General features: G+C 71.1%; 23 protein-coding genes. 7 read left to right on the forward strand and 16 right to left on the reverse strand.

Annotated elements, in window-relative coordinates:
- Positions 1-1,039 (forward strand): apolipoprotein N-acyltransferase (gene lnt / locus ABT381_RS02915; protein WP_351586923.1); only part of this gene is annotated, 1,039 nt, incomplete at its 5' end.
- Here lnt and ABT381_RS02920 read toward each other — a convergent pair.
- Both ABT381_RS02920 and ABT381_RS02925 read right to left on the reverse strand, forming a co-directional pair.
- On the reverse strand, positions 1,011-1,916 hold the full coding sequence (locus ABT381_RS02920; protein WP_351586925.1) for a Gfo/Idh/MocA family protein: 906 nt from the start codon (positions 1,914-1,916) through the stop codon (positions 1,011-1,013). The genes lnt and ABT381_RS02920 overlap by 29 nt on opposite strands.
- 98 nt (positions 1,917-2,014) lie before the next feature.
- Complete coding sequence (locus tag ABT381_RS02925; RefSeq protein ID WP_351586927.1) at positions 2,015-3,259, reverse strand: FAD-dependent monooxygenase; 1,245 nt, start codon at positions 3,257-3,259, stop codon at positions 2,015-2,017.
- Positions 3,260-3,365: 106 nt separating this feature from the next.
- Between ABT381_RS02925 and ABT381_RS02930 the strand changes: the two genes are divergently transcribed.
- Positions 3,366-3,995, forward strand: a complete 630-nt coding sequence (locus tag ABT381_RS02930; protein WP_351586929.1) for a TetR/AcrR family transcriptional regulator — start codon at positions 3,366-3,368, stop codon at positions 3,993-3,995.
- A gap of 98 nt (positions 3,996-4,093) precedes the next feature.
- A complete protein-coding gene (locus tag ABT381_RS02935; protein WP_351586931.1) occupies positions 4,094-4,609 on the forward strand; it encodes a DinB family protein in 516 nt (171 codons plus the stop codon).
- Between the two features lie 110 nt (positions 4,610-4,719).
- Here ABT381_RS02935 and ABT381_RS02940 read toward each other — a convergent pair whose 3' ends face one another.
- The 6 genes from ABT381_RS02940 to ABT381_RS02965 all read right to left on the reverse strand — a co-directional run bounded on the left by ABT381_RS02940 (position 4,720) and on the right by ABT381_RS02965 (position 9,613).
- Complete coding sequence (locus tag ABT381_RS02940) at positions 4,720-5,205, reverse strand: hypothetical protein (protein WP_351586933.1); 486 nt, start codon at positions 5,203-5,205, stop codon at positions 4,720-4,722.
- Positions 5,206-5,629: 424 nt separating this feature from the next.
- A complete protein-coding gene (locus tag ABT381_RS02945; RefSeq protein WP_030263453.1) occupies positions 5,630-6,307 on the reverse strand; it encodes a uracil-DNA glycosylase in 678 nt (225 codons plus the stop codon).
- 231 nt (positions 6,308-6,538) lie between these two features.
- Positions 6,539-7,297: an SDR family oxidoreductase gene (locus ABT381_RS02950; protein WP_351586935.1), complete on the reverse strand. Its 759-nt coding sequence runs from the start codon at positions 7,295-7,297 to the stop codon at positions 6,539-6,541.
- A gap of 73 nt (positions 7,298-7,370) precedes the next feature.
- Positions 7,371-8,132: a 3-oxoacyl-ACP reductase FabG gene (gene fabG, locus ABT381_RS02955; RefSeq protein ID WP_351586937.1), complete on the reverse strand. Its 762-nt coding sequence runs from the start codon at positions 8,130-8,132 to the stop codon at positions 7,371-7,373.
- Between the two features lie 264 nt (positions 8,133-8,396).
- Entirely contained in the window at positions 8,397-8,792 is a 396-nt protein-coding gene (locus ABT381_RS02960) for a DUF3037 domain-containing protein (protein WP_351586939.1), read from the reverse strand.
- Complete coding sequence (locus ABT381_RS02965) at positions 8,789-9,613, reverse strand: HipA family kinase (RefSeq protein ID WP_351586941.1); 825 nt, start codon at positions 9,611-9,613, stop codon at positions 8,789-8,791. Before ABT381_RS02965 ends, ABT381_RS02960 begins: the two co-directional genes overlap by 4 nt.
- A 135-nt stretch (positions 9,614-9,748) precedes the next feature.
- Between ABT381_RS02965 and ABT381_RS02970 the strand changes: the two genes are divergently transcribed.
- The gene (locus tag ABT381_RS02970; RefSeq protein ID WP_351586943.1) at positions 9,749-10,528 is read left to right on the forward strand and encodes an aminotransferase class IV family protein; all 780 of its coding nucleotides are present in this window, start codon (positions 9,749-9,751) and stop codon (positions 10,526-10,528) included.
- A 36-nt stretch (positions 10,529-10,564) separates the two neighbouring features.
- Here the strand turns inward: ABT381_RS02970 and ABT381_RS02975 are convergent, their stop codons facing one another.
- The 3 genes from ABT381_RS02975 to ABT381_RS02985 all read right to left on the reverse strand — a co-directional run bounded on the left by ABT381_RS02975 (position 10,565) and on the right by ABT381_RS02985 (position 13,987).
- Positions 10,565-11,809: an FAD-dependent monooxygenase gene (locus tag ABT381_RS02975; protein WP_351586945.1), complete on the reverse strand. Its 1,245-nt coding sequence runs from the start codon at positions 11,807-11,809 to the stop codon at positions 10,565-10,567.
- Complete coding sequence (locus ABT381_RS02980) at positions 11,806-13,452, reverse strand: (2,3-dihydroxybenzoyl)adenylate synthase (protein ID WP_351586947.1); 1,647 nt, start codon at positions 13,450-13,452, stop codon at positions 11,806-11,808. Before ABT381_RS02980 ends, ABT381_RS02975 begins: the two co-directional genes overlap by 4 nt.
- Positions 13,453-13,537: 85 nt before the next feature.
- A complete protein-coding gene (locus ABT381_RS02985) occupies positions 13,538-13,987 on the reverse strand; it encodes a hypothetical protein (RefSeq protein WP_351586949.1) in 450 nt (149 codons plus the stop codon).
- 366 nt (positions 13,988-14,353) lie between these two features.
- On the opposite strand from ABT381_RS02985, the gene ABT381_RS02990 reads away from it, so the two are divergent.
- The 3 genes from ABT381_RS02990 (at position 14,354) to ABT381_RS03000 (ending at position 17,281) form a co-directional block, all read left to right on the forward strand.
- A complete protein-coding gene (locus tag ABT381_RS02990; RefSeq protein ID WP_351586951.1) occupies positions 14,354-15,058 on the forward strand; it encodes a methyltransferase in 705 nt (234 codons plus the stop codon).
- 36 nt (positions 15,059-15,094) lie between these two features.
- A complete protein-coding gene (locus ABT381_RS02995; RefSeq protein WP_351586953.1) occupies positions 15,095-16,567 on the forward strand; it encodes an AMP-binding protein in 1,473 nt (490 codons plus the stop codon).
- A 99-nt stretch (positions 16,568-16,666) separates the two neighbouring features.
- A complete protein-coding gene (locus ABT381_RS03000; protein WP_351586955.1) occupies positions 16,667-17,281 on the forward strand; it encodes a TetR/AcrR family transcriptional regulator in 615 nt (204 codons plus the stop codon).
- A 54-nt stretch (positions 17,282-17,335) separates the two neighbouring features.
- On the opposite strand, the gene pabB is transcribed toward ABT381_RS03000, so the two are convergent.
- Genes pabB through ABT381_RS03025 form a run of 5 tightly spaced genes read right to left on the reverse strand, consistent with a single transcriptional unit; the run spans position 17,336 to position 23,630 of the window.
- A complete protein-coding gene (gene pabB, locus ABT381_RS03005) occupies positions 17,336-19,459 on the reverse strand; it encodes an aminodeoxychorismate synthase component I (protein ID WP_351586957.1) in 2,124 nt (707 codons plus the stop codon).
- A gap of 40 nt (positions 19,460-19,499) precedes the next feature.
- Entirely contained in the window at positions 19,500-20,582 is a 1,083-nt protein-coding gene (locus ABT381_RS03010; RefSeq protein WP_351586959.1) for a 3-deoxy-7-phosphoheptulonate synthase, read from the reverse strand.
- A gap of 6 nt (positions 20,583-20,588) precedes the next feature.
- The gene (locus ABT381_RS03015; protein WP_351586961.1) at positions 20,589-21,677 is read right to left on the reverse strand and encodes a class I SAM-dependent methyltransferase; all 1,089 of its coding nucleotides are present in this window, start codon (positions 21,675-21,677) and stop codon (positions 20,589-20,591) included.
- Positions 21,674-22,483 carry a thioesterase II family protein gene (locus tag ABT381_RS03020; RefSeq protein WP_351586963.1) on the reverse strand — a complete coding sequence of 270 codons (810 nt, stop codon included), beginning with the start codon at positions 22,481-22,483 and terminating at the stop codon, positions 21,674-21,676. The genes ABT381_RS03015 and ABT381_RS03020 overlap by 4 nt, the downstream gene beginning before the upstream one ends.
- On the reverse strand, positions 22,476-23,630 hold the full coding sequence (locus ABT381_RS03025; protein ID WP_351586965.1) for a Gfo/Idh/MocA family oxidoreductase: 1,155 nt from the start codon (positions 23,628-23,630) through the stop codon (positions 22,476-22,478). Before ABT381_RS03025 ends, ABT381_RS03020 begins: the two co-directional genes overlap by 8 nt.
- Between the last annotated feature and the right edge of the window lie 16 nt (positions 23,631-23,646).

Consider the following 23,646-nt stretch of genomic DNA (forward strand, 5'->3'; position numbering starts at 1 on the left):
GGCCGCGCTCGGCGGGCTGCTGGCGATCGCCGTGGTCGCGGGCGCCGCCTGGGCGTGGGCGCCGCGCCCCGAGCCCGCCGGCACGGCCCGGATCGCGGTGGTACAGGCGGGCGTGGTGGCCGGTCCCGACGCCCGGTTCGCGCGGGGCGAGCGGCTGACCCGCACCCTCAAGGGCCGCGGCGTCGACCTGGTGGTCTGGGGTGAGAGCAGCGTCGGCACGGACCTGACCCGGCGCGCCGACCTGCGCGCCCGGCTGGCCGCGCTCTCCCGCGAGGTGGGCGCCGACCTGCTGGTGAACGTCGACGCGCGGCGCACCGGCCGCCCCGGCATCTACAAGTCGTCCGTACTGATCGGCCCGGACGGCCCGACCGGCGACCGCTACGACAAGATGCGGCTGGTGCCGTTCGGCGAGTACGTACCGGCCCGCGCGCTGCTCGGCTGGGCCACCAGCGTCGGCAAGGCCGCCACCGAGGACCGTCGGCGCGGTACCCGCCAGGTCGTGATGGAGACGGCCTCGGAGTCGTCACCGGGCCTGCGGTTCGGCCCGCTGGTCTGCTTCGAGACGGCGTTCCCCGACATGAGCCGACGGCTGGTCCGCGACGGCGCGGGGCTGCTGGTCGCGCAGTCCTCGACCTCGACCTTCCAGGACAGCTGGGCGCCCGGGCAGCACGCGTCGCTGGCCGCACTGCGCGCGGCGGAGACCTGGCGCCCGATGGTGCACGCGACGCTGACCGGGGTCAGCGCGGTGTACGGGCCGGACGGCGCACCGATCGGCGGGCAGCTGGCCACCGACCGGGCCACCGCCGCGGTCTACGAGCTGCCGCTGGCGCACGGCACCAGCCCGTACGTCCGCTTCGGTGACTGGCCGCTCTACGCGGCCCTCCTCGCGCTCGCCGCGTACTGCCTGCGGACCGGCGTACGGGCGCTGCGGCCGCCGTCGGCGCAGGCGCCGGACGACCGGAGCACCGAGCTGCCCGCCCACCAGCCCGTCACGCGCACGGTCCGGTTCCTCAGGCGGCCCCGCCCAGCACCTCGGTGAGCACCCGCTCGCACAGCTCGTGCGTAAGCAGCGCGTCCTCGGCGGTCAGCAACGTCCCGGCCCGTACCGCGTCCAGGAAGGCCAGCACCGCCTGCTCGATGCCGCGCTGCCGGGCGACCGGCACCCAGTCACCGCGCCGCCGCACGCTCGGCTGCCCCTTGTGGTCGATCACCTCGGAGAGGTTGACCACCTGGCGCTTGGTGTCCTGCCCGGAGACGTCGAGGATCTCCTCGGCCGAGCCGCTGAGCCGGTTCATCGTGCCGATCGCGGAGAACCCGTCGCCGGACAGATGCAGGACGACATGGTGCAGCAGCCCGTCCCGCATCCGCGCCCGTACATGCACGTCCTCGATGGTCCCCGGCGCCAGGAAGCGCAGCGTGTCGACGACGTGGATGAAGTCGTCCAGCACGAGGGTGCGCGGGTCCTCGGGCAGCCCGACCCGGTTCTTCTGCAGCAGGATCAGCTCGCGCGGGTGCTCCAGGCACTGCGCGTACCCGGGCGCGTAGCGGCGGTTGAACCCGACGGCCAGGCCGACCCCGCGGTCCGCCGCCCGCCGCACGAGCCGCTCGCTCTCGGCGTAGTGGTAAGAAATCGGCTTGTCGACATAGGTCGGCACGCCGGCTTCTATCAGGCGGCCGACGATCTCGGGGTGGGCGACGGTCGGCGCGTGCACGAACGCCGCGTCCAGCCCCGCCGCGAGCAGCGAGTCCAGGTCGGCGTGGCGCTGCCGCGCGGGCAGGTGGAGGGTGTCGGCGACCCGGTCGAGGGTGGCCGGAGTACGGGTCTGCACGTGCAGTTCGACTCCGGGCTGCACCCCGAGCACGGGGAGGTACGCCTTCCGCGCGATGTCGCCGAGGCCGATGCAGCCTACCTTCACGGGTGTCACCTCTGGTGTGTTGATCCAATGCCCCGTTCCGGCCCGTCGGGCGGCAGCGGGCGGGTGTGTACGAAAGGAGCGTACGTGGCCCTTCGGGGTTACGGGCGGCCGGGCGGGGACCAGTCGGCGATGCCGTCCAGGGCGCGCAGCGCCAGGTCGGGAGCGAGGCGGGCGGTGCCGGCGAGGAGCGCGGCCCGCAGCGCGCGGGCGGGGGCCGAACGCCAGGTCGTGAGGCGGGCGATGCGGGCGGAGCGGCGTACGACCTCCGTCGTACGGGGCAGCCGTACCCGGGTGTACTCGGCTAGCGCCGCCGCCAGGTCGGCATCCGGCCCGGCGAGCAGCCCGAGCACGATGGCGTCCTCGATGGCCTGGCCGCCGCCCTGGCCCAGATGGGGCGCCATCGGATGCACGGCGTCGCCGAGCAGCGCAACCCGGCCGCGGTGATAAGCGGGCAGCGGGCGGTCCACCGCGTACACGTCGTTGCGCAGCACGTCGGCGGGGGCCACGGCGGCGAGCAGGTCGGGCACGGGACGGTGCCAGCCGCCGAAACGGCGCAGCAGCTCGGCGCGTTCGTCGTCGGGCGCCCGGCCGCCGGCCGGCGCGACGGCGGCCGCGTACGCGTACACCCGCCCGTCGTGCAGCGGCTGACTCCCCCACAGCGCTCCCGGCCCCCACGTCTCGTGCGGGTCGACGCCGCAGGGCGCGGGCACGACGAAGCGCCAGGTGGTGAGGCCGACGTAACGGGGCGCGGGGTGACCGGGGAAGAGGGCGCGGCGGGCGGCGGAGTGGATGCCGTCGGCGGCGATGACGAGGTCGGTGGTCAGGTTGGTGGTCAGGTCGTCGGTCAGGTCCGTGGCCAGCTCGGCCGGGTGATCTTCCGAACCGATCAGGCGTACGCGCGCGGGGCGGTCCGGGTCGGCCGGGTCGCCCGGGTCGGTCACGGTGGCGGCGGTCGCGGTGCGGACGGCCCCGGCCGGCAGCCGGGCAGCGAGCAGGCCGATCAGATCGGCGCGGTGGGCGACCACGACGGGGCCGCCGAAGCGCCGCACGGCCGCGCGATCGTCCGTACGAGCCAGGACACGGCCGCCCGGGAGCCGCAACGCCCCCTCGGACTGCCAGGCGGCCATGGCCCGTACCGCGTCGCCCACCCCGATCGCGTCGAGCGCACGCTGCGCGTTGGGGGCCAGGGCGATGCCCGCGCCGACGGGTTCGAGCGCGGGGGCGCGCTCCAGGACGGTGACCCGCCACCCGGCCTGATGCAGCGCGACGGCCGCGGTGAGCCCGCCGATGCCGCCGCCGATGACGAGGGCGGTGGATTGATCACTCGTATCGCTGCTGCTCATGCCTACTCCTGCCGACCTACCGCCTGACTACCCCTGCACTACACCTGTAGTGGCGTACTCCTCACAAGCTACCACACCCGTAGTCCGGCCGGTAGGCTCACCTCCCATGAACGACCGCACTCCGGACCGCTCCTCCCGCCCCGCCGCCGCCCGCCGTCGCGAGCTGATCGCCGATACCGCGCTCGCCCTGCTCGCCGAGCGCGGCATGCGCGGGCTGACGCACCGCGCCGTCGACGAGACGGCCGGGCTGCCGCAGGGCTCCACGTCGAACCTGGCCCGCACCCGCGCGGCGCTGCTGGAGACGGCGGTCGGCCGGCTGGCGGAGCGGGAGGCCGCACTGCTCTCCCCGGCCGAGCCTGCCCCCGGTACGTCGACCCCGGACGCGTTGGCCGAACTGCTCGCGCTCGCCCTGCACCGCTCGCTGACCCGCCACCGCGAGCTGCTGATCGCCCGGTACGAACTGGCGCTGGAGGCCACCCGGCGGCCGGAGCTGCGGGCCGTCTACGACCGGGCGGGCAGCGCCTTCCGCGAGGCGCTGGCCGGCCTGCTCACGGCGGCCGGTTCGGCCGATCCGCAGCGGCACGCGCGCTCGCTGGTGGCGTGGTGCGACGGGGTGCTGTTCTCCGGTACGGCGGGCCAGTTGCAGGCCGCCGCCCCCAGCCGCGCGGAGCTGCGGACGGGCTGTGCCGAACTGCTCGGCGGCATGCTGGGCCCGGGCGCCGCCCAGCGCCCCTAGAACCCGCGCCCGCGCGCTATGGCGCAAAATTGCGGGCCATGCACACCGAACCGGGAAAAACCGGGTCGGCACGCGCCGCAACGGCCATGCTTGGCGGCATGACAACATCCGATCCAGCACGCACCATCCCCTCCGGCACCGGCGACGAACTCACGCAAATGGTGCGCTGGCTGGACTACCACCGCGCGACCCTGGCGACCAAGTGCGCGGGCCTCACCGAAGAAGAGCTGCGCACCGCCTCCGTACCGCCCTCCGAGCTGACCCTGCTCGGCCTGCTGCGCCACATGGCGGAGGTCGAGCGGCACTGGTTCCGGCGGATCATGACCGGCGAGGACCTCCCGTGGATCTACTGCGACGAGGAGGACTGGGACCGCGACTGGCACTTCGGCGAGGAGGACACCGCGGCAGAGGCGCTGGCCACCTGGCAGGCGGAGACGGAGCTGGCCGTCAAGGCCGCCGAGGGCCGCACGCTGGACGAGCCTGCGCCGGGGCGGCTGCCGGGCAAGGAACTGACGCTGCGCTGGATCTACCTGCACATGATCGAGGAGTACGCCCGGCACAACGGCCACGCGGACTTCCTGCGCGAGCGCCTGGACGGCGACACGGGCGCCTGACGCGCCACGTCCGGCACGAGCGCCTGACGCGCCACGTCCGACACGGGCGTCCGACGCGCCACGTCGCCCGTCAGGAGCGGTGGCCGCCCGCTGAGCGCGGTGACCGCCCCCTAGGAGCGGTGGCCGCCCGCGCGGTCCAGGCGTCGCTGGAGGCGTTCGATGTCGGCCCGGATGCCCTGGCGGTGCGGGTCGTCCTCCAGGGCGTCCAATGCCGTACGGGCCCGGCCCAGCTCCCAGCGGGCCTCGGAGTGCCGGGCGAGCCGGGCGTAATCGGCGGCGAGGTCGAGATGGAGCGCGGGCAGCAGCGCCCGCAGCTCGGTCCGGCCGGCCTCCGCGTGGCCCCGGCTGCCCTGAGCCGCACTCAGCGCCCGCAGGTCCCAGCGCAGTTCCTCCAAAGGGCTGTCCTGGGTGTCGGCCAGATAGTGCGCGAGCGTGCAGCGGTGATAGGCGTCGGCGCGCGGGCCGAGCTCCTGCCACAGGGCGGTCATCCGCCGGCGGGCCTCCTCGCGGTCGCCGCCGCGGTGCAGCATGACGGCCTGTCCGATCCTGGTCAGGACGCCGTGCCCGGCCGTCGCCCCGTGCCGCCTCTGTGCCACTGCGCTCTCCCGCGTCCGTACGCCGCCTCACCGCCTGCTCCCCCGACGCTAACCGCGCCCGCGGCACCCGGCACGGCGAGCCGCCCGGACGGCCCCGAGCCGCCCGCGACCCGCCGGAACCGCACCCACGACCGGCGAGGCCCCGCTCAGCCGAGGCCTTACTCGGTACGGGCCTCAGCTCGGCCGAGCTCGCACCCGGTACGGACCCCGACTCGGCCGAGCTCGCACCCAGTACGGGCGCCGGCTCACCCAAGACCGCACCCGCTACGGGCCCCGGCTCGGCCGAGCCCGCATCCAGTACATTCCCCGGCTCAGCCAAGGCCGCCCCCGATACGGGCCCTGGCTCGGCCAGCACCGCCCCTGGTCACCCGGTACAGGCCCGGCTCAGCCAGGACCGCCCCCGGTCACCCGGTACAGGCCCGACTCAGCCCAGGTCGGGAATGCGCCAGTCGATCGGCGTGTGCCCCTGGGCCGCGACCGCGTCGTTTATCTGCGTGAAGGGGCGCGAGCCGAAGAACTTCTTCGCGGACAGCGGCGACGGGTGCGCACCCTGCACGACCACGTGCCGCTGCCCGTCGATCAGCGGCAGCTTCTTCTTCGCGTAGTTCCCCCACAGCACGAACACCGCCGGGTCGGGCCGGCTCGCCACCGCCCTGATCACCGCGTCGGTGAACTTCTCCCAGCCCTTGCCCTTGTGGGAGTTGGCCTCACCGGCCCGCACGGTCAGTACGGCGTTCAACAGGAGCACGCCCTGCTGGGCCCAGGGCATCAGATAGCCGTTGTCGGGGATCGGAGTGCCGAGCTCGTCGTGCATCTCCTTGAAGATGTTGCGCAGGGAGGGCGGGGTCCTGACGCCGGGGCGCACCGAGAAGCACAGGCCGTGGCCCTGGCCCGCGCCGTGGTACGGATCCTGGCCGAGGACGAGCACCTTCACCTGGTCGTACGGCGTGGCGTCCAGCGCGGCGAAGACCTCCTCGCGCGGCGGGTAGACGGGCCCCCGGGCGCGCTCCTCCTCGACGAAGGCCGTCAGCTCCTGGAAATAGGGCTTGGTCAGCTCCTCGCCGAGTACGCCGCGCCAGGACTCGGGCAGCATGTCGGGCATCACGTCAACGACCTCCGGGTGGGTTCCGCATCTCTCACTGGAGAACCTACCGGCGACCACTGACAACGCCCCCCGCCGGGCCCCCGGCCTGTGGATAACCCGCCAAAGCCGGGAACAGAACTGCCGGTGGCGGCGGCCCCTCGGACCACCGCCACCGGCAGCAGAACTCACTCCGCGCCCGGCGGAGCGCAACGTACGGGCCCTCAGACCCCGACGTTCAGACCCCGACGTTCAGACCCCGGCGTTCAGGAAGCGCCCGCCGTCGATGACGAGGTTCTGCCCGGTGATCCAGCCGGCGTCGTCGGACAGCAGGAACGCCGCGGCGCCGCCGATGTCCTGCGGTACGCCCAGCCGCGCCATCGGGTACTGCGCCGCCGCCTCCGCCTCGCGGTCCTCGTACAGCGCGGCCGCGAACTTCGTCTTGATCACGGCGGGCGAGATGGAGTTCACCCGCACGACGGGCGCGAACTCGTGCGCGAGCTGCTGCGTGAGGTTGATCATCGCGGCCTTGCTCATGCCGTACGCGCCGATGAACGGCGAGGCCGAGACGCCCGCGATGGAGGCGATGTTGACGATCGCCCCGCCGTTGTCCTTCTGCCACGCCTTCCACGTCTGCTGGGCGAAGCCGAGCGCGGAGACCACGTTGGTCTCGTAGACCTTGCGGGCGACCGCGAGGTCCATCTCGGCCATCGGCCCGAACACCGGGTTCGTACCGGCGTTGTTGACGAGGTAGTCGACCCGGCCGAAGGCTTCCATGGCCTGCTCGACGGCGGCCGCCTGGTGGGCCTCGTCGTGCGCCTTCCCGGCCACGCCGATCACCCGGTCGGCGCCGAGCTTCTCGACGGCCTCCTTGAGGGCTTCCTCGTTGCGGCCGGTGATCACGGCGCGGTGGCCGCGCGCGAGCACGGCCTCGGCGACGCCGTACCCAATGCCGCGGCTGGCGCCCGTGATGAGGGTGACCTTGGCGTTGGCGTTGTCCTGCTCAGTCATGTGTGGTTTCCCGATCCTTGGCGTCGGTGGCGTCGATGGCGGCGGTGGGCGGTACCGGTCGGCCGGCGCCGCGTCAGTTGAGCGGGCCGCCGGCCACGTACATGACCTGGCCGGAGACGAAGCCGGCCTGCTCGCCGGTGAAGAAGGCGATGGCGTTGGCGATGTCCTCGGGCCTGCCGACGCGCTGGACGGGGATCTGGGTGGCGGCCGCGGCCTGGAAGTCCTCGAAGCCCATGCCGACCCGCTCGGCGGTCGCCGCGGTCATGTCGGTGACGATGAAGCCGGGGGCGACCGAGTTGGCGGTGATGCCGAACTTGCCGAGCTCCTTGGCGAGGGTCTTGGTGAAGCCCTGCAGGCCGGCCTTGGCGGCCGAGTAGTTGACCTGGCCGCGGTTGCCGAGCGCGGAGCTGGAGGAGAGGTTGACGATCCGGCCGAACTTGGCGTCCACCATGTGCTTCTGGCAGGCGCGGGACATCAGGAACGCGCCGCGCAGGTGCACATTCATGACCGTGTCCCAGTCGCTGTCGCTCATCTTGAACAGCAGGTTGTCGCGGAGCACGCCGGCGTTGTTGACCAGCACGGTCGGCGCACCCAGCTCGTCGGCGACGCGCGCGACGGCGGCCTCCACCTGCGCCGAGTCCGACACGTCGCAGCCCACGGCGATGGCCTTGCCGCCGGCCGCGGTGATCTTCTCGACGGTGTCCTTGCAGGCCGCCTCGTCCAGGTCGAGTACGGCGACGGCGCGGCCCTCGGCGGCCAGGCGCACGGCGGTGGCGGCGCCGATGCCGCGGGCGGCGCCGGTCACGATGGCTACGCGCTGCTCGGTGGTGGACATGCGGGGTTCTCCTCACCTCGAAAGCGGCTCACCGCTTCCGGAAGGCGGGTGAGCAACCGCTTAGTCGCTTCAGCAGAGCTGACGCTAGAAGCCGGGGCACTCCGTGTCAACGCCCCACAGCCCGCCGTTACACACCTCACCTGCGGCATCGAACGCCCACGGGCGAACACGCACAGCCCCGCGCCCGCCCGCACTCCCCCGTATGCGCGCCGCCATCGCCCCCTTATGCGCATCACCGCCGCCCCCGTGTGCGCATCACCGTCATCACCGCACCAACAGGTCCAGCAGTCGCTCCGCCTCCTTGGCGGGGTCGGCCGTCAGCCCGGTGTGCACGGGTCCCGGCTGCACGATCGTGCTGCGCGGCGCGATCAGCCAGCGGAAACGCCGGCCCACGTCGTCCCCCGCCGCCTGCCCGGCCCGCTCGCCGCCATGGCAGATTCCCTCGACGGCGCTCAGCGCCGCCCGTACGCCCTCCACGTCCACCGAAGGGTCCAGGGCCCGCAGCCGCGCCTCGTCCAGATGCGTACGCGCCTCCACGAAGCGCCGCGCGTGGCAGTAGACGACCACGCCCGCGTTGATCATCTCGCCGCGCTCGACCCGGGGCACGACCCGCAGCAGCGCGTACTCGAAGACGTCCCGTCCGTTGTGCAGTCCGCTCACTTCACTGCCCTCCGCGAAAGCCTGCCGGCCAGCCAGCCCGGCGCCTGCGAAGGCTTGTCCTCCGTGCGCTCACCGATCCTGATGTGGTCACTGATCACTCCGGCCCGTGCCAGCAGCGTCTTCACGTACGCCCGCCGTACTTCCTCGGCCGAATCGAACCCCGGCTCGTCCACCAGCCACTCGTCCGGCACATCCGCGACGACCTCGGTCAGCAGCTCCTCGGTCACCCGGGGCGCGAACTCCTCGGCCGCGGCCGCCACGTCCGGCCCGAACGTCGCCAGCACGTGATCGGAGGCGTCGTACGGCTTCAGCGCCGCCTTCTCCGCGCCCGCCCAGTTGTGCTGCCAGATCATCGTCGCACCGTGGTCGATGAGCCACAGCTCCCCGTGCCACACGAGCAGGTTCGGATTGCGCCAGGACCGGTCGACGTTGTTGATCAGCGCGTCGAACCACACCACGCGCCCGGCCTCGCGTGCACTCACCTCAAAGGCGAGCGGATCGAACCCCAGCGACCCGGGCAGGTAATCCATGCCCAGGTTCAGCCCCCCACTGGCCTTCAGCAGCTCCTGCACCTCCTGATCGGGCTCACCCAGCCCGATCACGGGATCCAGCTGCATCCGCACCAGCTCCGGCACCCGCAGCCCCAGCCGCCGCCCCAACTGCCCGCAGACAACCTCGGCAACAAGCGTCTTCCGCCCCTGCCCAGCACCGGTGAACTTCATGACATAAGTACCGAGGTCGTCCCCTTCAACGATCCCGGGGAGCGACCCACCCTCCCTCAAGGGAGTCACATAACGAGTCGCAATGACTTCTGTAAGCATTTGCCCAGGCTATCGGGCCTTCCCGCCTCCCCAGTGACTTTGGAACCACGATGGGCCGCCAAGCGTCCCCGCAGCCGCAGGTGCGTCGAGCGGCGCATTGCCGGAGGCAGGGCCGGTCGATGTCAGACTGCCGTGATGGACCTCCTCGATGGCAACCCGGTCGAAGCCGACAGCCTGAAGGCGCTCGCACTCACCAACTTCGGGCACTTCACCTCGCTGCGCGTCGACGACGGGCTGGTCAAAGGCCTGTCCCTGCACCTCGACCGCCTCGTCCGTGACTGCCGGACGGTGTTCGACGTGGAGTTGGACCGTGCCCGCGTCCTCTCGTATGTGAGACACGCCGCGGCGCGACAGGAGGGAACATTCATCGTCCGCGTGACGGTCTTCGACCCGGCGTTGGGGATGGCGCACCCCGGCGCCGACGCTCGGCCACAGGTCCTGGTCACCTGCCGACCGGTGGCGCACAGTCAGCCTCCTCTGCGCGTTTCGACGAGGGCATATCAGCGGGACATGCCGGAGGTGAAACACACCGGTCTTTTCGGTCAGTTGGCTGTCCGGCGTGCCGCGCAACGGGCGGGCTACGACGATGTACTGTTCACCGATCCGAAGACCGGGGTCATCTCCGAGGGCGGAACGTGGAACGTCGGCTTCGTCGATGACCAGGAACGTGTGGTGTGGCCCGAAGCCCGCGTGCTGCCGGGCGTGACCATGCATTTGCTGCAGGAGGTGCACGCATCGGTGAGCCGTCCTGTCACTCCCGACGACGTGCCGCAGATGCGCGCAGCATTCGCCGCCAACACGTCGGTCGGCGTCCGCCCCCTCTCCGCCATCGGTGACGTCCCGCTGGACGCGAAGCATCCCGTACTCGCCGACCTGAGGCAGCGGTACGAGAAGATTCCGGGAGACCGCGTCTGACACCGGAGGAGGCCGGGCCGGACGCGGACCCGGTGCTCAGTAGCCAGGGCCGGAGCGTCTCCGGTCGGTCGTGCGCGGCCCGTACGGGGCGCGCTCCAGCCACTCACCGAGGCGCGGGACCCAGGGCGCCAGGCGTCCGGCGGTTTCGAGTTTCGCCCGGGCGAGTTTCCCGGCAGGCCGCAGGTGTGAGAGGGCCGCACCGACCGCCGCACTGTTGTCGACAGCGGCGGCACGACGGTCACGCGCGTACGCTTCCACAGCGGCGCGCCCCCGTTCCGCGGATACCGCCGACAGAGCGAGCGCGAGCGCCGTGGCCGCAGCGTCGGCGTCGGCGATGCCGCTGTTCATCCCTCGCGCTCCGAACGGAGGGAAAAGGTGCGCCGCTTCGCCGGCCAGCAGGACACGGCCGGTGCCGTCGGTGAACCGGTCGGCCAGTACCTGCAGGAAGCGGTACTGGGAGACCCACATCAGGTCGCCGATCACCTCCGGGCAGCCGATCATCCTGGGCAGCCACCGCTGGAGCACATCCCGGTCGGTGAACTTCTCGACCGGGTCGTCCTCCTTGCACTGCAGGTCGACCTGGAATCCGCCCGTGAAAGGCACCGTCAGCACATGGCGGCCGCCCGCTCGCGGGTGTGCATAGTGCAACTCGCGGACCGCCGGCCGCTTTCGTGAACCGTCGGCCACATCGATGACGACGTGGAAGCCTTCGGCCCGGCTGCCGCCGAACTCGATGCCGGCGCAACGCCGGACCGCGGACCGCGCACCGTCGGCGGCAACGACGTACCGTGCCGTCCACTGTCGTCCGTCGGTGGCAGTGACCTGCACGGCCTCCGAGGAGGCGGCGACAGCACGGACTTCGGCGTTCCACTCGATGCGGGCGCCCGCGGATTCCGCGGCATCGCGGAGGAAGCGCTCGGTGTCGATCTGCCGCAGACTGGTGAACGGCGGCAGGCCGGGACCCGAAGCCGGTGGGTAGGTGCGTGCGTAGACCTCGCGCCCCCGGTAGAGGGTACGGCGGGCGTGCCAGACCGTTCCGTAGTCTGCCACTTCGCGCCCGAGGCCGGGGTGGGCCTGCTCCAGCAACCGCAGTGACGTGCGGTGCATGTACAGGGCACGGCTGCCCGGGCGCTGGGCGTCGCGAGGCCGGGCCTCCAGCACCGTCACCGGAATGTCCAGCGCGCGGAGCGCCAGTGCGGCGGCGAGGCCGACCGGGCCGGCCCCGACCACGAGGACGGGGGTGTCACGGGTGGCAGGGGGCGACTGTTCGTCCAGGTTCATCGGGTGCCTCCTCGGCCGCTGCGGGAAAGCCGGGTGGGCCGACGGGCCGCCACACGCGCGGCGCGAGCGCGCAGCTGTGCCTTGGCGGCCTTGCCCACGCCGGTCCTCGGCAGTTCCTCCAGTGCTTCCCAGCGGTCGGGTATTTTGTAGTCGGCGACGCCGCGCTCGTGCAGGAAGCCGGCCAGTTCCCCGAAGGCGCCCTCCCGTTGTCGCCCGCGGAACACCACGAAGGCGCAGGTGCGTTCGCCGAGCAGCGCATCCGGGGCGGCGACCACGCCGACATCGCGCACATCGGGATGTGCCAGCAGGTGGCCCTCCACCTCATCGGCCGACACCTTCTCGCCGCCGCGGTTGATGACGTCCTTCACCCTGCCCCGGACGATGAGGTGACCGGTCGGCGTGCGGCTGGCGAGGTCTCCGGTGATGAAGAAGCCGTCCTGGGTGAAGTCGCGTGCGTTGTGTTCGTCGGCACGGTAGTACCCCCGGAGGGTGTAGGGGCCGCGTACCAGGAGCAGCCCGGTCTCGCCCTCCGCTACGTCTCGGCCCGCGCTGTCGACCAGCCGCACCTCGTCATCGGGGGACAGCGGACGGCCCTGGGTACGGGTGACGATGTCTTCGGAGTCGCCGGGGGCCGTCTGGGCGAGGAGCCCCTCCGCCATGCCGAAGGACTGCTGCAGAACACAGCCGAACCGCTCCAGCATGCGGCGGGCCGCGACTGCTTCGAAGCGCGCTCCGCCGACCTGGAGCAGTTCCAGGCTGGACAGGTCGTACCGGGTGGTCGCCGCGGCATCCGTCCACACCAGTGCCAGTGGCGGCACCAGAGCGGAAACCGTGATCCGCTCCCGCTCGATGAGGGGGAAGGCGAGGTCGGGGTTGCCGCTGTCGGCGAGCACCACCTTCCCGCCGGCGCGCAGTGCGCCGAGGATGCCGGGGCAGCCGAAGGCGTAGTTGTGTGCCGCCGGCAGCACGGCCAGGTACGACGTGTCCTGGGTGAAGCGGGCGTTGTCGGCGCTCAGCCGGACGTTGTAAGCGTAGTCGCGGTGAGTGCGCGGGATCAGCTTCGGCAGACCGGTGGTGCCACCGGAGAGGAGGAAGAACGCGACGTCGCCGGGTTCGGGTTCGGGTTCGGGCAGTCGGCACGGTTCGACGTACAGCTCGCCGAGTCCCGTGAAGCGGCCCGGCCGGCCTGCCACCACCACCTCACGCAGGGAAGGCACCTCGGCCAGAACCCGCTCGGCGATCTTCCGGAAATCCGTCCCCTGGTGCTCATCGGGGATGACGTACGCGGTGGCCTCAGCGTATGTGCACAGATAACTGATCTCGGAGTGGCGGTGTGCGGGGAGCGCGAAGACCGGCAGGGCGCCGAGCCGGAAGAGCGCGAAGACCACCGCGACGAACTCGGCCGTGTTGGGAAGGTGGACGACGACGCGGTCGCCCGGCCCCAAGCCGAGGTTGCGGAAGCCTGCGGCCAAGCGGTCGGCGCGCTCGTCCAACTCCCGGTACGTCCACCGCTGCTCGCCGTCCACCAGGGCGGTCCGCTTGTCGTGCTGCCGCGCCCAGTCGCGCAGCAGTCCACCCAGACTCCGGGCTTCCCAATACCCCTTGGCAACGTATCGAGAGACGAATTCGTCTGGCCATTCCACACAACCCGCAAGCACTGACTCTCCTCTTCTCAGGGACACCCCGATGCACTTTCGCCAGCACCGGAAAGGGATTTTTCCGGTGCCGTCATGGCGTGCTGCGCACGACGCTCCACGCCTCCTCTCCGGGAGATTTCCCGAATCGGAAGCAGTCTGTCACGCCGTCGCCACTGCCCTGCTGGAACAGCATTTCCTCGACAGTGATCCGATAGCCTCCCCAGTAACCCGGGCGGGGTATCAACTGGCCGCTGAACCGGTCGGCGAAATCCGCTGCGGCCGTGACGGCGGCGGCCCGGGAGTGCCCTTCTTCCTGCATTCCCTCCGCCCAAACGGCCAACTGCTCCCGCTCCGTGAGCCGCCCGAAGAACGCATCCGAGTCGACTGCGGGCAGGCGGGCACAGCGGCCGGCGGCCAGCACGCTGCGTCGGCGCTCCGACCAGTCGAAGGCCAATGTCACCTCGGGGCAGGCGGCGAGCGCGGCTCCGATCCTGCCACGGTGGTGCAGGAAGCAGGCGAACCCGCCGGGCAGCGGCACCACGCGGGTGCACCACACCGCCGGTCGGGCGCCGCCCCCCGCGGTGGCCAACACGGCACGCACGCCCTGTACTCCTCGGTCACGAGGAATTTCTGCGTACCAGGAAGAATAGAGCTCGAAGGGGTCCCTGGGCAGCTCTTCATCGATTATCGGCACACCTCTGGACCGGTTTCCCGCAAGACCACCCGGCGCGCTCATCACATCACCTCGTCAACCCGTGAAACAGCGAAAAGCGGTATGACACACACAACGACTCCTGGGATCTTATCGGTTCGGGGTGTTGCCCTATGGCGACCGTACGGTACATTCTCTGGCCAGCGCCCCAGCAGTTCTCCATGACTTCCAGCACGGGGAAGGGAATTCTTGTCCATGGACTCGACAGCGTCCCAGGTGGCCCGGCAATTGCTGAACCAGCACGAAGGGATATCCGGTAGAACCACGTTCCGGCTGCTCGGCCGGGACTGGGACCTGCTGCCCGGCGTTTACGCACCCCACCTGACCCGCTCCGCCGCGCTGTACGCCGAGTGGATCCCCTACCCCGTCGGCGGCTCCTTCTGCGAGATCGGGTCCGGCACCGGCTATCTGGCGGTGACCGCCGCACTGCGTGGCTGCCGCCTGGTGCACGCCACCGACATCACCTCTGCCGCGGCCGAGAACATGGCCCTCAACGCGCGGCGCCACGGTGTTGCCGACCGGCTCTCGGTCCATCGGGGCGACCTGTTCGCAGCACTGCCGGCGGGCGAGCGCTACGACGTCGTCTTCTGGAACTCCAACTTCGTGGAGGACCCGGGCGAAGGGCCGAGCGCCCCCGCGGGCGGCGATCTGCGACTCGCCTTCTACGATCCCGACTACCGTGCGCACGACGCCTATCTGCGCGACGCCCCCGCGAGGCTCGCACCCGGTGGCCGACTGCTGCTGGGGTTCACCAGCCTCGGCAACACGGCCAAGCTGACGGAGTTGGCCCAGCAGTACGGCTGGCGCCCGCGACTGCTGCGTGCCGTCGGTTACGACTCGCCGTTCGGCGAGCGGATCCACTACCAGCTCGTCGAGTTCCTTCCGGCCCAGGGCCGTTGACCCGCCGCACTCCCCCACGCGCTGGAAGGAACCGCCATGAACATCGCCACCGAGCTCGCAGTCCGCGCCACACGTCATGGCTGGCGTGACAGGCCGGCGTACCTCACCGCATCCGACCGCGTCAGCCATGGCCAGGTGCACGACCTCGCCGCCCGTGCCGCCCAGGTCCTCGCCGGGCTCGGAGTGGAACCAGGCCGACGCGTGCTGCTGGCCATGCCTGACGGGCCCGAATGGATCATCACTTTCCTCGCGGCCGCCCGCCTGGGGGCGGTTCCGGTCCTCACCAACCCCGCTCTGCCCGCCGCGGACCACGCCCACCTGGTCCAGGAGTGCGAGGTGGCGCTGATCGTGGCGGAGGAACCTGTGCTGTCGCGATTCGCCGGCCGGACGACGATCGAGGCCGGACATCTCATGGCGCGGGCGGCGACGGCCTCCGTGGCGCGCGCGCACCCCGTTCCGCCGGACGCACCGTTGTACATCCAGTACACCTCCGGCACGACCGGCAGGCCCGCCGGCGTGGTGCACCGCCATGGCGATCTCGCACACCACCACCGTGCGGTGGCCCGCCACATGCTCCGCATCCGGGCGACCGACGTCAGCCTGTCCGTCTCGAAACTCTTCTTCGCCTACGGCCTGGGCAACTCCCTCGTGTACCCGCTGTACACCGGCTCGGCAGCGGTGCTGCTCGCGGACCGTCCCTCGCCCGCCCGCATCGAGGAGCTGGCCGACCGGTTCGCGGTCACCGTGCTGCATGCCGTGCCCTCCGCGCTGGCGCATCTGACGGCCGAGGCCTCCCCCGAGGCGTTCGACCGGGTCCGGGTCGCCGTCTCGGCCGGGGAGCCGCTGCGCTCCTCTCTGGCCGACAAGGCCCGTCGACTGCTCGGCGCGCCGGTACTGGACGAGCTGGGGTCCACGGAGGTCGGCGGCGCATTCTGCGCCCAGACGCTCGCACACGCCGTGCCCGGCACCGTGGGAAAGGCACTCCCCGGCTTCCGGGTGGAAGTGAGGGACGCCCAGAACCGGCGAGTCACCACCCCCGGTGTCGAGGGTGACCTGTGGGCATCCGGGCCGACGCTCATGGCGGGCTATCTCCAGCAGCCCGCGCGCACGGCCGATGTGCTGCGGGACGGCTGGCTGCGCACGGGGGACCGGGCGGCGCTGGACGAGCACGGGAACGTCCTGCACGCCGGACGGGCCGACGACCTTGAGATGGTCGGCGGCATCACCGTGTCCCCGTTGGAGATCGAGCGGGTGCTGGACGACCACGCCGCCGTACGCGAGTCCGCCGTGGCCGCAGTGCCGGACCAACGCGGTGCGACCAAGCTGCGGGCGTTCGTCGTCGCACTGGACCGGAGCGACCATGACGTGGTGGCCCGGGAGCTGCTCGCCGAGGCGCGGCAGCGGCTGGCGCCCTTCAAAGTACCTCGGTCGGTGGAGTTCGTTCCGGCCCTGCCCCGTACCGCCACCGGTAAGCTGCAGCGGTTCCTGCTGCGCACCGGCCGGCCGTAGGACCACCGTGGTCACACACCAGCCGAGGGATGCGAAACTTCTGCCATGAGCCCGCAGGATGTGCAACGCAATCGCGGGGGCCGGCCACCGCGTCTGGCCTTGAACGACATCGTCACTGTCAGCGAGAACATCGTGACGCACGAGGGTGTCCAGGCACTGACCATGCGACGCCTGGCCAAGGAGCTCGACACCTCTCCGATGGCCATGTACCGGCACGTGGCCGACAAGGACCAGCTGCTGGTGCTCGTCCTCGACCGGATCGTGGCCCGGATCGAACGGCCGGAGCTGCCCGAGGACCCCCGGCAGCGGCTCATCGTGCTGTGGTGCCTGCTGCACGGCGAGCTCAGCCGCCACCCCTGGGCCGTGGACGTCCTGGCCGCCGGGGACCTGATGGCGCCCTCGGTCCTGTGGCTGGTCGAGAGCATCCTCGGCGCGTTCGTCGACGCGGGTTTCGACCACCAGAAGGCCGCCACCGCCTACCGCGCCGTCTGGCACTACACCGTCGGTGAAATCATCGTGCGGACCTCGACGGACCGCCGTACCGCGGAGCTCGACCGTTCGCCGCTCTCCATCGTCATGGTGTCCGAGGTGGAGCAGGAGACCATGCCGCACCTCGCCCAACTGGCGAACGAGTGGACGGCCGCCCGCAAGGCCGACGCCTACGCGGTCGGCCTGGGCGCGCTGGTCGACGGGTTCATCGGCACCTCCGGCTGAGTGCGCGGTAGCCCCGCTGCCGGTCCTGTGCGACCTGCCGGCTCGGGTACGCGTTCATCGGCTCACGGTGTCGCCGCCGGGGAAAGGTTGACCGAACAGCCGCAGGAACGCCGCTGCCTTGACCTCCGTCTCCGTCAGCTCCTCCTGGGCGTCGGAGAGTGCAGTGATGGCTCCGCCCACTCCGATCTGCACCCTTCCGTGCTGTGCGACCAGCGTGCGGATCACAATGCTGTGGTCAGCGGCACCGTTCAGCGAGAAGTAACCGATCGCACCGGAGTAGATGCCGCGTGGCCCGCTCTCCAGTTCGTCGATGATGTGCATCGTCCGGATCTTGGGGGCGCCGGTCATGGAGCCGCCGGGGAAGGCCGCGCGGAAGCAGGACATGGCCGTGGCCCCTTCGTCCAGCCTGGCCCGGACGGTGCTCACCAGCTGATGGACGGTGGCGAAACTCTCCACGTCGAACAGCTTGTGCACCCAGACCGCCCCGGGAGCCGCGCACGACCCGAGGTCGTTGCGTACCAGATCCACGATCATCAGGTTCTCGGCGCGCTCCTTCTCGCTGGTCAACAGTTCATCGTGGAGCTGCTGGTCCTCGCGGGGATCGGCGGACCTCGGCCGCGTTCCCTTGATCGGCTTGGACTCCGCCACACCGTCGGCACCCACTTTCAGGAAGCGCTCGGGCGAGGTACTGAGCACCGACAGGTCCCCGAAGCGCAAGAACGCGGAGAACGGAGCGGGGCTGGTCTCCCTCAGAAAGCGATAGCTCTCCCACGGATCGAGGTCAGCGGTACCGGTGAGCATGTTGGTCAGGCAGACTTCATAGGTCTCGCCCGCCCTGATCTGACGCTGTGCGGCATCGATGAGATCGAGGTAACCCTTGGGGTGGTGACGTAGCGTCAGCCCGCTCGCGGTATTGGCGCCGTGCGGGATTCCGACGGGCCGGAGCGGAGTGGCCGGCAGCGTACGCAGCTGCTGCTCCGTCTCGTTCATCCAGCTCTGAGCGGCTTCGGTACCGGACGCGGCACTGGCGGCCGCGCCGACTTCCGCCAGTGCGAGCAGATGCACCTCACCGGAATGATGATCGAAAGCCAGGGCCCGGTCGGCGAAGAGCAGGGCGGCGTCGGGGTGTTCCGAGCGGTGGCTGCACGCACCTCCGCACTCGGCTTTGAGCTCGTAGCCGAGGTATCCCACCCAGCCCAGGGCGAAGTCGAAGGGCAGTTCCGGTGTCTCGACGGCCGGCCCGCGCAGGTCCGTGTCCAGCCACTGGAGGAAGGGCCCTGAGACCGTTGAGGTGGAGGGGCCGCTCTGTACCGTGGTGACGCCCCGCCACACGTCATGTTCCGCCACGCGCGCGAGCGGTCCGGAGGCGTCGCCCATGAAGGAGAAACGGCCGAGGGAGGAGTCGGCGCGACTGCTGTCCAGCCAGAAGGCGGTCCGGCTCGCGCCGTAGAGGTGCGCAAACACCTGTTCAGCCGGCGCCTCGGTGCGGATACGCCGTGCCAGTACCCGGTGGCTGAAGCCGTCGGACGTCGCCACGGGCGAGGACGGGACCGCGCCGGTGTTGCGAGGTGCGCGCCGAGGGAGGCGGGGTCTGCGACGCTGCTCGTGCTCCGTGAGCGTGGTGAAGTTCGCCAGCAGCCGACGGCCGTACTCGGTGCATATCGACTCAGGGTGGAACTGCACGCCCCACTGCGGACGGTGGCGGTGCCGGACGCCCATCAGGGTGCCGTCGCCGGCCCATGCCGTCGCTTCGAGTTCGTCGGGCAGGGACGTCACGGCCAGGGAGTGGTACCGCACCACGTCGAACGGCGTGGGAATCCCGGCGAACAGGTCCCGGCCGTCGTGCGTGACGGCCGAGAGCCGGCCGTGCCGCACCTCGGGAGCCGGGCCCACCGTTCCGCCGTACGCCTGGCACAGCCCCTGGTGCCCCAGGCACACCCCCAGGAGGGGGAGATCGCTGTCCCTGATCACCTCGGCGCAGACACCGAAATCCGTCGGCCGCTCGGGGCTGCCCGGGCCCGGGGAGATCACCACGTTGTCGAACTCCGACAGGTCCGCCATGCGGAAGCCGGAGTCGTCGTTGCGTACGACCTCACACGGTTCGCCGTTCACCTCGCCGATGTACTGCGCGAGATTGTGAGTGAAGGAGTCGTAGTTGTCGATGATCAACGTACGCATGCCGAGCCTTTCACCGATCCTGGTGCCGGGAGACGACCCGTCACAGGTGCTTGCTGAAGGTGTGGACGATATGCCGGGCCTGCTCGGGGTTCAGTCGCGGATCGCACGCCGACCGGTAGCCGCGAGGCCACCGGCCACCGGCCAGCTCTCGCTCGTCGTCAACGCATTCGTCGACGTCTTCGGGCGTCATCTCCAGATGCAGGCCACCGGGGAGCTGCCCCGACCGCGGGTCGCACAGCCACAGCACAGGGGCGCCCCGGCGGGCCACCTCGGAGATCAGCCCCGGCAGCAGGTCGTCCACGTGGGCCGCACCGAGCCGGACGATGAACGTCAGCCGGCCCGTCACCCCATGGGGGTTCAGGCGCCGGGAGAGTTCCGCAGCCTCTGACGGCGCAACGCCCGGACCGAGCTTCACGCCGATGGGGTTCGTCAGAGTGGCCGCGAGGCGAATGTGAGCGCCGTACGGCGAGCGGGTGCGGTCCCCGATCCACAGGAAGTGGCCGCTCGACCCGTATGGCCCTCGTCGCCCCGCCCTGATCAGCGGTTCCTCGTAGTCGAGCAGCAGTGCCTCGTGCGAGCACCACACACGGGGCTGCGACGGGTCGTCGGGCCAGGAGCGCCGGACGGTGTCGAGCACCGTTGCGGCGGCGTCATGAGCCAGCAGCAACCGTGCCGGATCCGCCGTCCGGGCGGTTTCGCGGTACGCCGCAGAGTTGACCGCGTCGCCGCGGTACACGGGGATGCTGCGGCCGTCGGCGAGACGCTCCCTTTCGCTGGAACGGGGTTTGGCGTACTGGCCCGCCAGGCGTCCGACGGGGTGGGTGGGCAGGCCGCTGGTGTACCGGATGGTTGCCGCCAGGGCCAGCAGTTGATCGGTCTTGGCCGATACGACGGACGGAGCGGCGTCGGCGAACCGTTCCGCGCAGTCACCTCCCTGGAGGACCACTGCTTCTCCCCTGCCGGCCTGTCCGAGCGAGGCCGTCAGGTGCCGGCATTCCTCCTCCGTGACCAGCCCGGCTCTGGCGGCGAGCGCACTCCGGACGACGGCCGCCGCCTCGGGCAACGGCCAGTCGGGCTGTTGCGGTGCGCGCCGCACCCCGGATGCTGTCGGAATCGTCGGCATGGCTGCTCAACCAGCCAGTCGGTAGAAGCGGTGGTACATGTCCTCCACGGGCAGCACCTGAGTACCGGCAAATCCTGCTTCCCTCGCGTAGGTGGCCACCGTCGCGGGGCGCATGGCCGTTCCCGTGGCTGCCGACGGCTCCTGGGACCGGCCCACGGGCAGACAGTGCAGCACACTGGCGGCGTACAGGAACCGTTCCACCTCTCCGGCAGGAGCGGTGAAGCGCTCGGCGACTTTCGCGTCCATGACGAGCAGTGGCGCGCCCGGAGCGAGCAGGGAGCGGCAGGAGCGCAGGACGTCGACCGGCCGGGCCATGTCGTGCAGTGCGTCGAAGACGCAGACCAGTTGGTAACGGCCGGGCCGCGGGGAGTCCGCGCAGTCGCGTACCTGGAAGTCGACCCGGTCGGCCACACCGTGTTCCTTGGCGTTGCGGCGGGCGTCGGCCACCGACTGCTCGTCGAGGTCGTAACCGTCGACCTGGATGTCCGGGTACGCGGTGGCCAGCGCGATGCTCGACCAGCCGGCACCGCAGCCGACGTCCGCAACCCGGCCGCCGATCAGAAGACGGTTGTGCACGTCCGGCAGCGCGGTGCGCACCCAATCGGCCAGGTGTCGGGTGAACAGCGCGCGATTGGAGCCCGCGTGCCCGTCCCGGGAGTCCTCGCCGTACGTGGTGTAGGGAATGCCGGCTCCGGTGCGGAAGGCGGTGAGCAGGTCGGGCAGGACGGGGCCGGTGGCTCCCATCGGGAGGACCGCGATGGGCGCCACCATGTAGGGGCTGTCCGGCGCGAGCAGCACCTCGGCGTGGCCAGGGGGAAGGGAGTAGCGGCGTTCCGCCGCGGGGCGGCCGGCGTCGTCGACGGTGAGGATTCCGGCGGCCGTCTGCTGCTCCAGCCACTCACGGGTGTAACGCTCGTCGGTGTCAGCGCGTTCGGCGAGTTCCGCCGAGGCCGCGGGCCCGTCCGTCAGGGCGTGGTACAGGCCGAGCTTCAGGCCGAGGTAGCAGGTGAACAGCTCCTGGGCGGCGACCGCCGAGGTGAAGAGGCGGATGGCGAACCCTCGCGCCGCGTTCTCCCGTTCCTGTTCCGGGTTCATCGCGCGAGCCCCCTTCCCCCGTGCAGTGGAGCCGGGTCCCGGCCGGTCACGTCGTCGAGCGCCCCGGTCACCGCGTCCACCACCCGCGCCTCTTGGTCGGCGAGGTAGAAATGGCCGCCGGGAAAGGTCCGCACGGCGAAGGCGCCACTGGTGGTACGGGACCAGGCGAGCGCTTCGGCGTGGGTCATCTCCGGGTCGTCCGCACCGCACAGGACGGTGACCGGGGTACGCAGCGGCGTACCAGGTGTCGGTGCGTACCGTTCGATCAGGCGGTAGTCGGCGCGCAGTGTGGGCAGGAACAGTTCACGCAGCGTGGGGTTGTCCAGGGCCTCGGGTGCGATGCCACCGAGGCGGCGTACGTCCTCGATGAGGCCGGTGTCGCTGCTCTCGTGAAGAGTGCCGGGACGCTGCATGTCCGGTGCGGGATGGCCGGAGACGAACAGGTGGGCGCACGTGGCGAACGGCTCGTCGGCCAGCCGCTGTGCCACCTCGTACGCGATGGCCGCCCCCATGCTGTGCCCGAGCAGGGCCAGCGGCCGGTCCAGGAGGGGACGCAGCGCAGCCGCCACGGCATCCGCCATGACCTCCATGTCGTCGATGTGCGGTTCTGCCGAGCGGTCCTGGCGTCCCGGGTACTGGACCGCGTACAGCTCGATGCCGTCGCCCAGCCGGCGGGGCCAGGTACGGAACGCGCTGGCCGCGCCGCCCGCGTGGGGGAAGCACACCAGGCTGGCCTTGCTGCCCGGAGCGGGCCGGAAACATCGCAGCCAGTCGGCACCGGGGGTGCGGTTCATTGTGTCAGTCACGCCAACCGTCCTTCGGGCCCACGGCCAGAGCGGCCTTCTCCAGGTCGTCCGCCGGGAGTACATCGGGGGCGTCCGACCGCGTGAGCTGCGTCGGGTAACCGAGCCGGGTCGTGAGGTCCTGCCACAGCCGGCAGAGCGTGAGGTAGTACTGCCCTTCCTTGAGCGGGTCGTCCCCGGCCACCGCCGCCCGGCGCAGGGCCCCCAGGGCGGTGCGTACGCCCCCTGGCCAGACCGAGCCGACGATCTCCCGGTAGTCGGGGCCCGTGACCGGGCCGAGCACCGAAGCACTGGGGTAGGTGAGGTGCACGGCATCCGTGTCGAAGAGGCGGACCGTGTGCCAGGCCTCTTCCGGCCCGTGCGGCCGGGGGCTCCACAGCACGGGGCCCTGAGTGTTGACGAGTGTGAGGTGCCCGCCGTCGGTGCCCACCGTGATGCGGTGGAAGAGATGGGTGTAGTTGTCCGGATCGCTCGACTTCATCTGGTTCTGCATGCGCAGTGTCATCGGCACACCGGCGAAGACACCGTTCACGGAGCGGTAGGGGAAGTCCAGCCCCGTGAGCGAGCGCAGCTCGTCCGGGATCGCCGGGATGTCGGCGAATCCCCACGGGCGCGCCCCGCCGAGGGCCCGGCCGAGGATGTCGAAGAGGGTGTAGGCGACCTGGATGGCACAGGTGGCGTCGATGAACTGGGGACGCTGCTTGGTGAACAACTCACGGGCAGCTGCGATGAATCTGCGCACCGGCTCGATGTGCGGGTAGTGGGTGTTGAGCCGGTACTGCACACCGTTCCTGCGGGCGGCCCGCAGGCAGGCGGCGAGCTCGTCGTGGTGCAGCGCGTGTTCCTGGAGCACGTGCATGCCACGGTCCATGAACGCCTGGGCGATCTCGGCCCCCCTGCCCCCCTGCACTCCCGCGCTGATGACCACACAGGCGATGTCCACGTCGTCGGGGACCTGCCGCACGTCGGTGTACAGCGGTACGTCGTAATACCGTGCGCACGCCTTGCTGCGGTCGCTGCCCTGTCCCACGATGCCGACGAGCTCGAAGGGGAAGTCCGGCTCCAGGAACGCCTGGAGGTAGACCCGTCCCCACCGTGTACCGCACACCACGACCTTCGGCCGGCGTCCGGTGTCCAGCGGCCTCACCATGAAAAATCCCTTCCCC

Source organism: Streptomyces sp. NPDC000151 (assembly GCF_040301705.1).
Classification (GTDB): Bacteria; Actinomycetota; Actinomycetes; order Streptomycetales; family Streptomycetaceae; genus Streptomyces.